Raw genomic sequence first — 13840 nt, 5'->3', positions numbered from 1 at the left:
CTATGGATATCACTGAACTGCTGGCCTTCAGCGCCAAACAGGGCGCTTCCGACCTGCACCTGTCGGCCGGACTGCCGCCGATGATCCGCGTGGATGGCGATGTGCGGCGGATCAATCTGCCGGCGCTGGATCACAAACAGGTGCACGAGCTGATCTACGACATCATGAACGACACCCAGCGGGTGGAGTACGAGAAACATCTGGAAACCGACTTTTCCTTCGAAGTGCCGGGTGTGGCGCGCTTTCGGGTCAACGCCTTCAACCAGAACCGTGGCGCCGGCGCCGTGTTCCGCACCATCCCGTCGAAAGTGCTGAGCATGGAAGACCTCGCCATGGGTGATGTCTTTCGCAAGATCACCGACGCCCCGCGTGGTCTGGTGCTGGTGACCGGGCCGACCGGTTCCGGCAAGTCCACCACCCTGGCGGCGATGATCGATTACCTCAACACCCACCGTCATCACCACATCCTGACCATCGAAGACCCCATCGAATTCGTCCACGAATCGCGCAAATGCCTGATCAATCAGCGTGAAGTCCACCGCGATACCCGCAGTTTTGCCACGGCACTGCGCTCGGCGCTGCGTGAAGACCCGGACGTGATCCTGGTGGGCGAGATGCGCGACCTGGAAACCATCCGCCTGGCGCTGACCGCTGCGGAAACCGGGCATCTGGTGTTCGGCACGCTGCACACCACCTCGGCGGCCAAGACCATCGACCGGGTGGTGGACGTGTTCCCGGGGGATGAGAAGTCCATGGTGCGCTCGATGCTGTCGGAGTCGTTGCTGGCCGTGGTGTCGCAGACGCTGATCAAGAAGATCGGCGGCGGCCGGGTGGCGGCCCACGAGATCATGCTGGGAACGTCGGCGATCCGGAACCTGATCCGCGAGGACAAGGTGGCGCAGATGTATTCGGCGATCCAGACCGGCGGGTCGCTGGGGATGCAGACGCTCGACATGTGCCTGAAGGATCTGGTGACCAAGGGCCTGATCAGTCGCGAACATGCGCGGGAGAAGGCGCGGACACCGGATAATTTCTAGTGACGAAAAAAAACGCAGCCAGAGGGCTGCGTTTTTTGTGATCTGCAAGGATCAGCGCTGTACGACGCGCATCTGCTTGCCGCCCGGTTCTTTCGGCAGCACGCGCTTGGCAACCACGTAATGCTGTTCCCAATACGGCTTGTTCAGCGTATCGATGCTCACCGCTTTGCCACGGCGCGGTGCGTGGATGAAGCGGTCGTTGCCCAGGTAGATGGCAACGTGGTTGACCCGACGGCTCTTGATGTTGAAGAAAATCAGGTCGCCAGGCTTGAGATCCTTGCGCTCGACTTTCTCGCCATGACCGCTGGCCATGGCATTCGAGGTGCGGGGCAGGTCGAAAGTCGCGTCGTTGAACGCGTATTTCACCAGGCCGCTGCAGTCGAAGCCTTTACTCGGGCTGCTGCCGCCCCAACGGTAAGGTGTACCGAGGACGTTCACCGCACGACTGAGGACGTTGCTGCTTTCCTTGTTCGCCATCGGTGGAACCAGCTTGCCGTGACCCTTGCTGGCGAGCGTGGTGTGTTTCGTTTGCTTGCCTTTGTTCGAGGGAGCAGAGGCATGGGATTTGGGAGTGAAACCGTTAACGTTGGGAAGACGTTGCTCACGATTGGTGGCGTGGGCGGCCAGTGGCATTAATAGGCAAATAGTTAGCCATGTCTTGAAAAATGGACGCATTAGGCAGGGCTCTTATGTGTTAGCGCGCAACTTTATAACAGCTTTTTTGTCCCTTCCGAGGCCGTTGGTCGATTCAAAAGGCGGGCAACGGAACCAAACAAGCGGCAAATAGACGCAATTGTCGGACAGAAGTCAGGTGCTATAAGGCTTTGACGGACCACAAGGTAGCATTTGCCGTACGTCGGCTACATGTAAAAAAGTCACAAAGAATTAAAGAAAATTTATCTATCGCGTGTATCGAGGTCTTCATGAACCGCTATCAACTGCCACAAGTGAAGGAAAAGGACACCCATAGCAAGGTGATCGGTTACCTGTTGTGGATCTTCGGTTTTACCGGGTCGCACCGCTTCTATTACGGCAAGCCGGTGACCGGCACGATCTGGTTTTTCACCTTCGGCCTGCTGGGGATTGGCTGGCTGATCGACGTGTTCCTGATCCCGGCAATGGACCGGGAAGCGGACCTGCGCTTTGCTGCGGGGCCGATCGAATACAACGTGGCGTGGATTCTGCTGACATTCCTCGGCGCGTTCGGCGTGCACCGGATGTATCAGGGCAAGTGGATCACAGGCTTGCTGTACCTGCTGACCGGCGGGTTGTTCTTTCTGGGCGTGCTGTATGACTTCTGGACGCTGAATGATCAGGTGTCGGTGCGTAATGCCGAAGGGCGGGGCGCTTTTCAGTAAGTGATGGCGAGGGGAGAACCGCCGGCGCAGTTCGTGCGCTGGCAGGTCCCCCTTCGACTTCCGGTTTTGCATCTGTGCTATTTCGATTGCGCGAAGGTTTGCATTTGGAAAGCGACAAACGTAAGGGCAGTGACACCATAAAGTATTGCAATGACGGTGTGATGGGGCATGGACCAATACACAATCCTGTCAACCAGAATCAATAGCGATAGTGTCGCTATCAAGTAGGCTGATATTTTCAATAACAGACCTCTGAGCGAATTGGTGTTTGCCCAGCCTAATAGGAGAATCTGCAGTAGGTGCATTAGTGCAAGTGTCAGGAAAATCATCAGCGTCACACCAATGGGCAAGCCGATTGTATCCTGGCTTATGTCATACGTTTCTGATTTGAGATTTTCTATTAGTACGAGCACTCCTGCGCCAGATGTAAGTACGAGAGCGATCGGGTATAGATATCTCAATAATCTGCAGGTCCTGTCCATTCGCTCTCCATCGTTCGGATGTCTGTAAGAATGCTGAAGCTTACTGGGCAGGATTAAACCCAGTTCCGCTTAGCCTTATTTTATGCTCACCAAAAATGTCGATTTCGTAATGTGTTCCAGAAAATACTCTGCCTGCTGTCGTTAATAACTCAAGGGCAGTTGATCTGTTGCTTGCGTCGAAATCGTAAGTGTCAGTATATGCTCTGATAACGCCATCGAAAACCCAGGATCCTGTGTTGTCTCTGATGAAGTTTCCCTCCATTTTTATCGTTATTCTTCCTAGATAAGCTCCGGTGACGTTGCTGTCATTGATGGTAGCGTAAGGAATCCTGGGGTCGGACAAGTAATAAGTACCAGCTTCTCGAGTGCTTGCAATAGAGCTTGCCAGTAATGGTAGTTCATTGGCTCTGACGTTCAGGCCAATGTTGTTGATGTTGACCCTCATCCTCTCACCCTTTCCCCAGAGATAATGAGCGAAGGCTTTGATCGGGCTGAAGGTACCTCCGGAAAGCTCGGTTGTGAGCGTTTCGTAATTCAGGTTGTACGGAGCCGTCGCTGCGACTTTGATCAGTGCTTCTATGGGGCTTAGTTTTTGCTGTGCCGCAAATGAGTCAGCCAAGCTGAAGTTGATGACTTTGTTCTTGAAATAACCATGGCTGATAATGGTGGAGCTGTTCAATAAGTAGTTGTCGCTTTCCGTGATCCTCCAGAGGTCGCGGATTCCACCCAGAGCATCGTTGTTAATTGCCTTGTTCACCATTTGCAGTTCATAGGTGAAGGCTTTGATTCCGGATTTCATCTCAAGCCAGGCATGAAACATATCCATTTCTGCTGAGGTTATTACGGGGCCATTGCTCAGTGGCAGTGAATAGGTTTGACCGTCATGGGTGATGATGGCCTCTCCTGCGCCCTGCCAATCTGCTGTTGCATAGGTCCCCCATCTGAATCCGGAGTCGACTGTAAACCGCCAGAGTTTCCTGTTGTACCTTTGGTGATAATAGGGGGAAGCGTAAGTCCATTTTTCATGTGCTCATCCTTGTGGGTATTAGTTATCCTTCTGACGGTTTTATGTTAATGACTCTATGTAGATGTTACCTACGAGAACTTTGTAGGCTGTTTCTGATTATTTCGCGGCTGTTTTTACAGGGCGGGTGTAAAACGTCGGAGATTTCTTTATGGCGGGTAGCCGCTTTCCTGCGCCACTTGGTGCAGATCTAACGGCAGAAGACCGGTGAGGGAGATTTGATGTTGCGAACAGTGACTTTGAGCGAAAATTTTCCAATAAGGATGTTTGTCGCTATCAAATGAAGTTCAAGAGGTAGCAGGCCATTGCAGCCTGCTACCTCCAGTCTTCATGCCTGATGGCTGATCCGGCCATCCACCAGGGTGTAACGCACCACGCCCGGCAGGCTGTGACCGAGGAACGGGCAGTTCTCGCCCTTCGACAGCCAGCTCTCGCCGGCCACGGTCGAGGCCTTCGGATCGAACAGCACGATATCCGCCGCGCCACCTACTGCCAGCTTGCCTGCCGGCAGGCGCAGGGCGTCGGCCGGGCCGGCGCTCAGACGTGCCAGCAGGGTCGGCAGGTCCAGCAGACCATCCTCGACAAGCGTCATCGCCAGCGGCAGCAGCAGTTCGACACTGCTGATGCCCGGCTCGGTAGCGCCGAACGGTGCCAGTTTCGCATCGCGCTCATGGGGCTGGTGATGGCTGGAAATCGCCGAAACCACCCCGGACTTCACCGCTTCACGCAGGCCGTCGCGGTCGGCGCGGGTGCGCAGCGGCGGTTGCACGTGATACAGGCTGCTGAAGTCGATCAGCGCTTCATCCGTCAGGATCAGCTGATACAGGGCGACATCCGCCGTGACTTTCAGGCCACGGGCCTGGGCCTGAGCGATCAGGGCCACGCCGCGAGCGCTGGTCAGTTGACTGAAGTGCGCGCGCACGCCGGTCTGCTCGACCAGCAGCAGGTCTCGGGCCAGGGCCACGGTTTCAGCGGTTTCCGGGATACCCGGCAGGCCGAGGAAGCTGGCGGTGGCGCCTTCGTGGGCCAGGCCACCGTCGGCAAGGTCGTGATCCTGGGAGTTGAAAATCACCGTCAGGTCGAACGTTGCCGCGTAATCCAGCGCCCGGCACAGGGTGCGGGTGTTGCGGAAACTCTCCAGACCGTTGCCGAACGCCACGCAACCGGCGTCGCGCAGGGCAACGAGCTCGGCCAGTTGTTCACCATCCAGGCCTTTGCTCAGGGCGCCGATCGGGAACACCTTGGTGTTGCCGGCCTCGCGGGCGCGGTCGAGGATCAGCTCGGCCACGGCGGAGGTGTCGAGTACCGGTTTGGTCTTCGGCGGGCAGCACAGGCTGGTCACGCCACCGGCCGCCGCGGCGCGGGTTTCGCTGGCGATGGTGCCTTTGCGGCTGTAGCCCGGCTCGCGCAGGGCAACGTTCAGGTCGACGAGACCCGGAGCGGCGACAAGGCCTTGGGCGTCGATGGTTTCCACAGCGGTGAAACCGGCCGGTGCCGCGCCGAGGGCGACGATCTTGCAGGCTTCAACGTGAATATCGGTGATTTGATCCAGGCCGCTGCTTGGATCGATGACGCGGGCGCCGAGAATGCTGAGCTTCACTGGGCGTTCTCCTGCTCGAATTGGCGCTGGGCAGTCTGCCCGCTCATGGCCATGGACAGCACGGCCATACGGATCGCGATGCCGTAGGTAACTTGATTGAGGATCACCGAGTGCGGGCCGTCGGCCACCGCCGACTCGATCTCCACGCCACGGTTGATCGGCCCCGGGTGCATGACGATGCAATCGGGCTTGGCGCCGGCCAGGCGCGCGGTGGTCAGGCCGAACAGGCGGTAGAACTCGCCTTCGCTCGGCAGCAGGCCGCCGGTCATGCGCTCACGCTGCAGGCGCAGCATGATCACTACGTCGACGTCCTTCAGGCCTTCGGTCATGTCGGTGTATACCTTCACGCCGTACTGCTCGATGCCGATCGGCAGCAGGGTCTTCGGCGCGATCACGCGGATGTCCTGGCAACCGAGGGTCTTCAGGGCGAGCATGTTCGAGCGCGCGACCCGCGAGTGCAGGATGTCGCCGACGATGGCCACCGAGAGGTTTTCGAAGCTGCCCTTGTGCCGACGGATGGTCAGCATGTCGAGCATGCCCTGGGTCGGGTGCGCGTGACGGCCGTCGCCGCCGTTGATGATCGCCACCTGCGGGCAGACATGCTCGGCGATGAAGTGCGCGGCGCCCGAATCACCGTGGCGCACGACGAACATGTCGGCGGCCATGGCTTCGAGGTTGCGCAGGGTGTCGAGCAGGGTTTCGCCCTTGCTGGCCGACGAGGTCGACACGTTCAGGGTGATCACGTCCGCCGACAGCCGCTGGGCCGCCAGTTCGAAGGTGGTGCGGGTGCGGGTGGAGTTTTCGAAGAACACGTTGCACACGGTCTTGCCGCGCAGCAACGGGACCTTCTTCACGGCCCGGGCACCGACTTCGAGGAACGAGTCGGCGGTGTCGAGGATTTCCGTCAGCAACTCGCGGCGCAGGCCGTCGAGCGAGAGGAAGTGGCGCAGCTGGCCCTGATCATTGAGCTGCAGCGGGCGCTTGGTATCTAGAGGCGTCATCGCGAAGGGGACTCTCAATAGGGCGGATTAAAGGGCAAGGTCTTGCAGTTCGAGGGCCAGCTCCGGGCCGGACAGCTTGACCCGCTCGTGGGCGGCCAGCGACAGGGTCGCGCCGACCACGTTCGGGCGGATCGGCAGCTCGCCGGCGTCCAGGTCCAGCAGGCAGACCAGCGTCACGCTGGCCGGGCGGCCGTAGTCGAAAAGTTCGTTCATGGCGGCGCGGATGGTCCGGCCGCTCATCAGTACGTCATCGATCAGCACCAGATGCTGGCCTTCGATTTCGAAGGGCAGGGCGGACGGGCGCACTTGCGGGTGCAGGCCGTTCTGGCTGAAATCGTCGCGGTAGAAGGAAACATCCAGCGTGCCCAAGGGCGCATCGCTGCCCAGCTCTGCGAGCAGGGCCTGGGCGACCCAGACGCCGCCGGTGCGGATGCCGATGTAACGCGGTTCGCTGATACCACGCTGGGCAAGGTGCGCCTTGAGGCGTGTCGCCATCTGGCTGATCAGATCGGCGGGATTGGGCAGGCTCATGGTTGCTCCTTCTCGGGGTCGAGCCGGTTCTCGCGAACCGGGGCTCGGGTTGTAGCCAAAAGAAAAGCGCCGTAGCGCTTGTCAGGATTCAAACAGTGCGGTGTTTTCATCGAGCCAGCCCTGCAGCAGCAGGGCAGCAGCGATGGCATCCACCGGGTTGTCGCGGTAACTGCCCTTCTGTCCGCCGCGCACCAGTCGCTCGCCCTTGGCTTCGAAGGTCGTCAGGCGCTCGTCGTGGGTATAGAAGGGCAGGTTGTAGCGGCCGTTGAGGCGGCGGGCGAATTTCTCGGCGCGGGCGCACATCTCGCTGGGCGTACCGTCCATGTTCAGCGGCAGGCCGACCACCACGGCGTCGGGTTTCCATTCCTTTATCAGGGCTTCGACCTGATTCCAGTCCGGCACGCCGTTCTGCGCCTTCAAAGTGCACAGTTCGCGGGCCTGGCCGGTAATCACCTGGCCGACCGCCACGCCGATCTGTTTGGTGCCGTAGTCGAAGCCGAGGATCAGGCGCAGGGCCATCAGGCGTGCCCTGCCTGGCTGGTCAGCAGGTTGAGGTTGATCCCCAGGTGCTTGGCCGCCGCTTCCAGGCGCAGTTCGCTGCTGGTGTTGAACAGGATGTCGGCGTCGTAAGGGCAGGTCAGCCAGGCGTTGTCGGCCATTTCAGCCTCCAGTTGCCCGGCTTCCCAACCGGCGTAGCCGAGGGTGATCAGGCTTTTTGCCGGGCCGACGCCGTCGGCGATGGCGAACAGCACGTCTTGCGAGGTGGACAGTGCAAGGTCGCCCTCCAGCTCGACGGTGGCCTGGAACGTCTTGCCCGCCGGATGCAGGACAAAACCGCGATCGGTCTGCACCGGGCCGCCGATGAAGATCGGCACATGCTGGCACAGCGCTGGCGGATCGATGTCCGGGCGCAGTTGCTCGAGGATGTCGGCCAGATTCAGCTCTTGCGGTCGGTTGACCACCAGCCCCATTGCGCCATTGGCCGTGTGCTCGACGATGTAGGTCAAGGTGTGGGCAAAGTTCGGGTCGGCCATGTGTGGCATGGCGATCAGGAAGTGATGCTTGAGGTAGCTGGGGCTGACGTTTTTCATGTGCGGTAGTGTGGCGTTCGGGGGGCGAACTGACAAGCTGGAGCGGTCAAAAGATCGGCTCAGTTGCTGGACAGCCGGTCGCCCCGGGCGAATTTCCAGGTGCGTATGATTTCCAGCCGGTCGATGTCCGACAGGTCGCCGGTAAACGGTGCGAAAGGCGCGGCCAGGCGAACGATGCGCTGCGCCGCCTGATCCAGCAGTGGCTGGCCGGAAGATTCCAGCACCAGTACTTCATACAGCGAGCCGTCGCGGTTGATCGACACCATCAGGCGCAAATTGCCGTAAATCTGCTGGCGCCGGGCTTCTTCGGGGTAATTGAGGTTGCCGATGCGCTCGACCTTCTTGCGCCATTCGTCTTTGTACCAGGCGCCCTTGTCGCGCATGGTCGAGGCCGCGCTCAGGCGGTGGATGCGCGGGCGTTTGGCGTACAACTGTTGTTCGTTGGCCAGTTCGGCTTCGAGGCTGGCGATATCGCTGGAGAGCTGCGAGCTGTCGAAAGTCGGTGCATCGACCGTCGGTTTGGTCTCGGTCTTGGCTTCTTCTTTCTTGGTCGGCGCCTTTTTCGGCTTCGGCGCGACGGTGGTCACCGCTGCCTTGGGCGCGGCTTCCTGCACTTCCGGCTTGGCGGCTGGTGGTGGCGTGACTTTCTTGACCTGATTGTCCTGGAACGGCGCGACCTCGGTGGTCTTGGGGATCGCCTTCTTGTCGAGGGTGCCGCTGCCTTCCTGGTTTTCCTGAGCGAGGAAATCGGCCTTCTTGGGCTTGGTTTCGCTCTTGAAGGTGGCGAGGGTGATTTCCAGGGTTTTGCTGATCTGCTTGGGCTCGACCATGGTGAAACCCACGCCGAGCAGCAGCGCCAGATGGATCAGCGCCGCGAGAAACAGGGTAAATCCGAGGCGATCGACCGGGCGCACGCCGCGGTGGGCGAGTTCAGCAGGCAGATCGGACGGAAGTGTCATGACAAGAAAACCAACATCGCGTTTTTCACAGGCCGCGCATGATAACGCAATGTTGGTTTCACGCCTTGGGCTTCAAGCATCAAGCGACAGGCTGCATGTGACACACATCAACCTTGCAGCTTTTTCTCGATGGCATCCATCAGCATCCCGCCGATGTCGGTGCCGAACGCGTTGTCGATCTCGCGGATGCAGGTCGGGCTGGTGACGTTGATTTCGGTCAGGTGCTCGCCGATCACATCCAGGCCGACGAACAGCAGGCCCTTCGCGCGCAATGTCGGGCCGACCTGAGCGGCGATCCAGCGATCCTTGTCGGTCAGCGGACGGGCTTCGCCACGGCCGCCGGCGGCGAGGTTGCCACGGGTTTCGCCCTGGGCCGGAATCCGCGCCAGGCAGTAATCCACCGGCTCGCCGTCGATCATCAGGATGCGCTTGTCACCGTCCTTGATCGCCGGCAGGTAGGCCTGGCCCATGATCTGCTGGGTGCCGAGGGCGGTCAGGGTTTCGAGGATCACCGACAGGTTCGGGTCGCCGACGCGGTGACGGAAGATCGACGTGCCGCCCATGCCGTCCAGCGGCTTGAGGATCACGTCGCCATGCTTGGCGGCGAATTCACGCAGCACGTCGGCGCGGCGGCTGACCACGGTCGGCGGCGTGCACTGCGGGAACAGGGTGGCGAACAACTTCTCGTTGCAGTCGCGCAGACTCTGCGGCTTGTTGACCACCAGCACGCCGGCGGATTCGGCCTGTTCGAGCAGGTAGGTGGAGTAGACGAACTCCATGTCGAACGGCGGATCCTTGCGCATCAGGATCACGTTCAGGTCGCTCAGCAGGGAATCCTGTTCGGCGCCCAGTTCGAACCATTTTTCCGGGTTGGCGAAGACTTTCAGCGGCTTCATCCGTGCCCGTGCCTGACCTTCACCTTGATAAAGGTCTTTCTGTTCCATGTAGAACAGTTCCCAGCCGCGCTTCTGCGCCGCCAGCAGCATGGCCAGCGAGCTATCCTTTTTATAGGAAATGCTGGCGATTGGGTCCATGACTATCCCGACGCGAACGCTCATTGGGTTTTCCTCGAAAATTGGCTACCGGATCGGTATGAAAAAAGTGCCGCCAGAGTGGCTCCGGGCGGGTTTTCGGTCAAGGAAAAACCCGTCGATAGATTGCGTCAGGAGACTGTGCTAAAAAGGCTCCCAGCCGTGCTGGCCCTTGAACATCAAGGGTTTCCAGCCATCAGTCATCGCAAAACGGACAAATTGATTCGCAAAGGCGACGGTAGAGCCCCCTTATGGAACAGCAGTCCAGCGCCTTGAAGGTCATGGTGATCGACGACTCGAAAACGATTCGTCGCACCGCCGAGACCCTGTTGAAAAATGCAGGGTGCGAAGTCATCACGGCGATCGACGGTTTCGACGCCCTGGCGAAGATCGCCGACAACCACCCCGGGATCATTTTTGTCGACATCATGATGCCGCGTCTGGATGGTTATCAGACCTGCGCTTTAATCAAGAACAACAGTGCCTTCAAGGCGACGCCGGTGATCATGCTGTCGTCCCGCGACGGGCTGTTCGACAAGGCCAAGGGGCGGATTGTCGGTTCCGATCAATTTTTGACCAAGCCTTTCAGCAAGGAAGAACTGCTCGACGCGATTGCGGCCCATGTTCCGGGCTTTGCCGCTGATTTGCCGCAGTAAGACACGCACAGTGACGCTCGGCCAGCGGGCCCGGTGTCGACAAGAAAAATGGGGAAGACCATGGCACGTATTCTGATCGTCGATGACTCGCCGACCGAAATGTACAAACTGACCGGCATGCTGGAAAAGCATGGCCACGAAGTGTTGAAAGCCGAAAACGGCGCCGACGGCGTGGCCCTGGCCCGTCAGGAAAAACCTGACGCGGTGCTGATGGACATCGTCATGCCCGGCCTCAACGGCTTCCAGGCGACCCGCCAACTGACCAAGGACGCTGAAACCAGCCACATCCCGGTCATCATCATCACCACCAAGGATCAGGAAACCGACAAGGTCTGGGGTACCCGCCAGGGCGCCAGGGATTACCTGACCAAACCGGTTGACGAAGACACGCTGATCAAGACCCTGAACAACGTGCTGGCCGGTTGATCGCGCCGCCATGAGCGAGTCGCTGACCGCGTTCGAACTGTTGTGGCAGATCGACCAGCGCTGTCGCCTGCTGGCGGCGGACCTGCCGTCGCAACCGGCGCGCCAGGATCGCTGGAGCGGCATCGGCTTTCGCCTCGGCGAGCACTGGTACGTCGCGCCGATGGGCGAGGTCAGCGAAGTGCTGCCCGAACCGCGCTTCACCCAGATGCCGGGGGTGAAGCCCTGGGTCAAGGGCGTCGCCAATCTGCGCGGGCGGTTGTTGCCGATCATGGACCTGTGCGGATTCTTCGGCCATGAGCTGTCACCGATGCGCAAGCAGCGGCGGGTATTGGTCGTGGAGCATCAGGACGTGTTTGCCGGTGTGCTGGTCGATGAGGTTTTCGGCTTGCAGCACTTCGAGCAGGACAGCTTCGAACCCGTCTCGATCCGTAAGCGGCAAGGCTCCAAGGGCGAGTTCGTCAAAGGCTATTTCCGGCGCGAGCAGAACTGGCGAGTGTTCAGCCTGTTTGCGCTGGCGCAGTCACCGAGTTTCATGCACGTCGCGGTTTAACAGGCGAGGACCGATGATCAAAGCAAAAACCAGCAAGCCCGCAGAAGGCTCGCGCAGCCGCTCGCAGATCATCGTGCTGTTCATCGCGCTGATCGTGTTCATCATGCTGCTGTTCGCCAATTTCGCTTACCTCAACACCCAGGCCAACTACGACAAACAGTACATCGGCCACGCCGGCGAGCTGCGGGTGCTGTCGCAGCGGATCGCCAAAAACGCCACCGAAGCCGCCGCCGGCAAGGCCGCCGCGTTCAAGCTGCTCAGCGATGCGCGCAACGATTTCGCCCAGCGCTGGGGGTATCTGAAGAAGGGCGACCCGGCCACCGGCCTGCCGCCGGCACCGTCCACCGTGCGCCCGGAAATGCGCGCCGTGCAGCTGGACTGGGAACGCCTGCTGAAAAACACTGACGCCATCCTGTCCAGCGAACAGACCGTGCTGTCCCTGCATCAGGTCGCCGCGACCCTCGCTGAAACCGTGCCGCAGTTGCAGATCGAATACGAAAAAGTCGTCGAGATCCTCTTGCAACGCGGCGCCCCGGCGGCGCAGGTGGCGATGGCCCAGCGGCAGTCGCTGTTGGCCGAGCGGATTCTCGGTGCGGTCAACACCGTGCTCTCCGGCGACGAAAATTCGCAACAGGCCGCCGATGCCTTCGGCCGTGACGCCACGCGCTTCGGTCAGGTGCTCAACGGCATGTTGCAAGGTAATCCGACGCTGAAGATCAGCCAGGTCGAGGACCGTGATGCCCGTGCGCGCCTGAGCGAAATCGCCGAGCTGTTCCAGTTCGTTTCCGGTTCGGTGGATGAAATCCTCGAGACCTCGCCGGAGCTGTTCAAGGTCCGCGAGTCCGCCACCAACATCTTCAGCCTGTCGCAGACCCTGCTCGACGAAGCCTCGCACCTGGCCACCGGTTTCGAAAACCTCGCCGGCGGGCGCAGTACCGACACCATCGGCGGCTACGTGCTGGGCCTGCTGGCACTGGCGTCGATCATCCTGATCGGCATGGTCATGGTCCGGGAAACCAATCGTCAGCTGCGCGAGACTGCCGAGAAAAACGAGCGCAACCAGAACGCGATCATGCGCCTGCTGGACGAAATCGAAGACCTTGCCGACGGCGACCTGACGGTGACCGCCTCGGTGACCGAAGACTTCACCGGGACCATCGCCGACTCGATCAACTATTCCGTCGACCAGTTGCGCGATCTGGTGGCGACCATCAACCTCACCGCCGGCCAGGTTGCCGCCGCCGTGCAGGAAACCCAGGCCACCGCCATGCACCTGGCCCAGGCCTCGGAGCATCAGGCCCAGCAGATTTCCGAAGCCTCGACGGCGATCAACGACATGGCCCAGTCCATCGACCAGGTGTCGGCCAACGCCGCTGAATCCTCGGCGGTGGCCGAGCGTTCGGTGGAGATCGCCAACAAGGGCAACGAGGTGGTGCACAACACCATCCACGGCATGGACAACATTCGGGAACAGATTCAGGACACCGCCAAACGCATCAAGCGCCTGGGCGAGTCGTCCCAGGAAATCGGCGACATCGTCAGCCTGATCGACGACATTGCCGACCAGACCAACATCCTCGCCCTCAACGCGGCGATTCAGGCGTCAATGGCCGGTGATGCCGGGCGCGGTTTTGCCGTGGTTGCCGACGAAGTACAACGGCTGGCCGAACGTTCGTCCGCCGCGACCCGGCAGATCGAGACGCTGGTGCGGGCGATCCAGACCGACACCAACGAAGCCGTGATTTCCATGGAACAGACCACCACCGAAGTGGTGCGCGGCGCGCGGCTGGCGCAGGATGCCGGTGTGGCCCTGGAAGAAATCGAAGGCGTGTCCAAGACCCTCGCGGCGCTGATCCAGAGCATTTCCAACGCGGCGCAGCAGCAGACGTCTTCGGCCGGGCAGATTTCCCTGACGATGAACGTGATCCAGCAGATCACCTCGCAGACCTCGTCCGGCTCCACGGCCACCGCCGAAAGCATCGGCAACCTGACGAAAATGGCCAGCCAGTTGCGGCGTTCGGTGTCCGGGTTCACCTTGCCGGCGGCGGCAACGCCCGCCACGGGCAAGGCGTGAGGCCTGCGGGCGAGATCATG

General features: G+C 60.3%; 15 protein-coding genes. 6 read left to right on the top strand and 9 right to left on the bottom strand.

The features are described 5' to 3' along the window. The first annotated feature begins 2 nt into the window (after window positions 1-2). A complete protein-coding gene (locus tag CAG02_RS05650) occupies window positions 3-1037 on the top strand; it encodes a type IV pilus twitching motility protein PilT (RefSeq protein WP_085709073.1) in 1035 nt (344 codons plus the stop codon). A gap of 51 nt (window positions 1038-1088) precedes the next feature. Here CAG02_RS05650 and CAG02_RS05645 read toward each other — a convergent pair whose 3' ends face one another. Further along, on the bottom strand, window positions 1089-1712 hold the full coding sequence (locus CAG02_RS05645) for a C40 family peptidase (protein WP_085709074.1): 624 nt from the start codon (window positions 1710-1712) through the stop codon (window positions 1089-1091). Window positions 1713-1960: 248 nt separating this feature from the next. Between CAG02_RS05645 and CAG02_RS05640 the strand changes: the two genes are divergently transcribed. Next, a complete protein-coding gene (locus CAG02_RS05640) occupies window positions 1961-2395 on the top strand; it encodes a TM2 domain-containing protein (protein WP_085709075.1) in 435 nt (144 codons plus the stop codon). A 522-nt stretch (window positions 2396-2917) separates the two neighbouring features. Here CAG02_RS05640 and CAG02_RS05630 read toward each other — a convergent pair. From CAG02_RS05630 to gshB, 8 genes are all read right to left on the bottom strand, one after another. Continuing rightward, window positions 2918-3697: a lipid II-degrading bacteriocin gene (locus CAG02_RS05630; RefSeq protein WP_256576840.1), complete on the bottom strand. Its 780-nt coding sequence runs from the start codon at window positions 3695-3697 to the stop codon at window positions 2918-2920. A 532-nt stretch (window positions 3698-4229) separates the two neighbouring features. Continuing rightward, the gene (locus CAG02_RS05625; protein WP_085709077.1) at window positions 4230-5501 is read right to left on the bottom strand and encodes a dihydroorotase; all 1272 of its coding nucleotides are present in this window, start codon (window positions 5499-5501) and stop codon (window positions 4230-4232) included. Next, window positions 5498-6502 carry an aspartate carbamoyltransferase catalytic subunit gene (locus tag CAG02_RS05620; protein ID WP_025109148.1) on the bottom strand — a complete coding sequence of 335 codons (1005 nt, stop codon included), beginning with the start codon at window positions 6500-6502 and terminating at the stop codon, window positions 5498-5500. The genes CAG02_RS05625 and CAG02_RS05620 overlap by 4 nt, the downstream gene beginning before the upstream one ends. Window positions 6503-6529: 27 nt before the next feature. Further along, entirely contained in the window at window positions 6530-7033 is a 504-nt protein-coding gene (pyrR, locus tag CAG02_RS05615) for a bifunctional pyr operon transcriptional regulator/uracil phosphoribosyltransferase PyrR (protein WP_085709078.1), read from the bottom strand. 81 nt (window positions 7034-7114) lie between these two features. After that, the gene (gene ruvX, locus CAG02_RS05610; RefSeq protein WP_085709079.1) at window positions 7115-7552 is read right to left on the bottom strand and encodes a Holliday junction resolvase RuvX; all 438 of its coding nucleotides are present in this window, start codon (window positions 7550-7552) and stop codon (window positions 7115-7117) included. Continuing rightward, window positions 7552-8124, bottom strand: a complete 573-nt coding sequence (locus CAG02_RS05605; RefSeq protein WP_085709080.1) for a YqgE/AlgH family protein — start codon at window positions 8122-8124, stop codon at window positions 7552-7554. Before CAG02_RS05605 ends, ruvX begins: the two co-directional genes overlap by 1 nt. Window positions 8125-8183: 59 nt before the next feature. Continuing rightward, window positions 8184-9083, bottom strand: a complete 900-nt coding sequence (locus CAG02_RS05600; protein ID WP_085709081.1) for an energy transducer TonB — start codon at window positions 9081-9083, stop codon at window positions 8184-8186. Window positions 9084-9190: 107 nt separating this feature from the next. Next, on the bottom strand, window positions 9191-10141 hold the full coding sequence (gene gshB, locus CAG02_RS05595; RefSeq protein WP_085709082.1) for a glutathione synthase: 951 nt from the start codon (window positions 10139-10141) through the stop codon (window positions 9191-9193). Between the two features lie 224 nt (window positions 10142-10365). Between gshB and pilG the strand changes: the two genes are divergently transcribed. From pilG to CAG02_RS05575, 4 genes are read left to right on the top strand one after another with little or no spacing between them, the layout of a single operon-like run. Continuing rightward, on the top strand, window positions 10366-10770 hold the full coding sequence (gene pilG, locus CAG02_RS05590; protein WP_085709083.1) for a twitching motility response regulator PilG: 405 nt from the start codon (window positions 10366-10368) through the stop codon (window positions 10768-10770). Window positions 10771-10830: 60 nt separating this feature from the next. Continuing rightward, a complete protein-coding gene (gene pilH / locus CAG02_RS05585) occupies window positions 10831-11196 on the top strand; it encodes a twitching motility response regulator PilH (RefSeq protein ID WP_011336365.1) in 366 nt (121 codons plus the stop codon). 10 nt (window positions 11197-11206) lie between these two features. After that, a complete protein-coding gene (locus CAG02_RS05580; RefSeq protein WP_085709084.1) occupies window positions 11207-11746 on the top strand; it encodes a chemotaxis protein CheW in 540 nt (179 codons plus the stop codon). A gap of 13 nt (window positions 11747-11759) precedes the next feature. Next, the gene (locus CAG02_RS05575; RefSeq protein ID WP_085709085.1) at window positions 11760-13820 is read left to right on the top strand and encodes a methyl-accepting chemotaxis protein; all 2061 of its coding nucleotides are present in this window, start codon (window positions 11760-11762) and stop codon (window positions 13818-13820) included. The last annotated feature ends 20 nt before the right edge of the window (window positions 13821-13840 follow it).

Origin of the sequence: Pseudomonas sp. R43(2017), from assembly GCF_002112345.1 — a bacterium.
In the GTDB taxonomy this organism is placed as follows: Bacteria; Pseudomonadota; Gammaproteobacteria; order Pseudomonadales; family Pseudomonadaceae; genus Aquipseudomonas; species Aquipseudomonas kribbensis.
This window is presented reverse-complemented; position numbering and strand designations above follow the sequence as displayed.

What these genes read in the sequence shown, in the direction of transcription:
- pilG (WP_085709083.1), top strand. Translation starts at nt 10,366, where the DNA reads ATGGAACAGCAGTCCAGCGCCTTGAAGGTCATGGTGATCGACGACTCG.
- pyrR (WP_085709078.1), bottom strand. Translation starts at nt 7,033, where the DNA reads ATGAGCCTGCCCAATCCCGCCGATCTGATCAGCCAGATGGCGACACGC.
- CAG02_RS05620 (WP_025109148.1), bottom strand. Translation starts at nt 6,502, where the DNA reads ATGACGCCTCTAGATACCAAGCGCCCGCTGCAGCTCAATGATCAGGGC.
- CAG02_RS05650 (WP_085709073.1), top strand. Translation starts at nt 3, where the DNA reads ATGGATATCACTGAACTGCTGGCCTTCAGCGCCAAACAGGGCGCTTCC.
- pilH (WP_011336365.1), top strand. Translation starts at nt 10,831, where the DNA reads ATGGCACGTATTCTGATCGTCGATGACTCGCCGACCGAAATGTACAAA.
- ruvX (WP_085709079.1), bottom strand. Translation starts at nt 7,552, where the DNA reads ATGGCCCTGCGCCTGATCCTCGGCTTCGACTACGGCACCAAACAGATC.
- CAG02_RS05645 (WP_085709074.1), bottom strand. Translation starts at nt 1,712, where the DNA reads ATGCGTCCATTTTTCAAGACATGGCTAACTATTTGCCTATTAATGCCA.
- gshB (WP_085709082.1), bottom strand. Translation starts at nt 10,141, where the DNA reads ATGAGCGTTCGCGTCGGGATAGTCATGGACCCAATCGCCAGCATTTCC.
- CAG02_RS05575 (WP_085709085.1), top strand. Translation starts at nt 11,760, where the DNA reads ATGATCAAAGCAAAAACCAGCAAGCCCGCAGAAGGCTCGCGCAGCCGC.
- CAG02_RS05605 (WP_085709080.1), bottom strand. Translation starts at nt 8,124, where the DNA reads ATGAAAAACGTCAGCCCCAGCTACCTCAAGCATCACTTCCTGATCGCC.
- CAG02_RS05600 (WP_085709081.1), bottom strand. Translation starts at nt 9,083, where the DNA reads ATGACACTTCCGTCCGATCTGCCTGCTGAACTCGCCCACCGCGGCGTG.
- CAG02_RS05630 (WP_256576840.1), bottom strand. Translation starts at nt 3,697, where the DNA reads ATGTTTCATGCCTGGCTTGAGATGAAATCCGGAATCAAAGCCTTCACC.
- CAG02_RS05580 (WP_085709084.1), top strand. Translation starts at nt 11,207, where the DNA reads ATGAGCGAGTCGCTGACCGCGTTCGAACTGTTGTGGCAGATCGACCAG.
- CAG02_RS05640 (WP_085709075.1), top strand. Translation starts at nt 1,961, where the DNA reads ATGAACCGCTATCAACTGCCACAAGTGAAGGAAAAGGACACCCATAGC.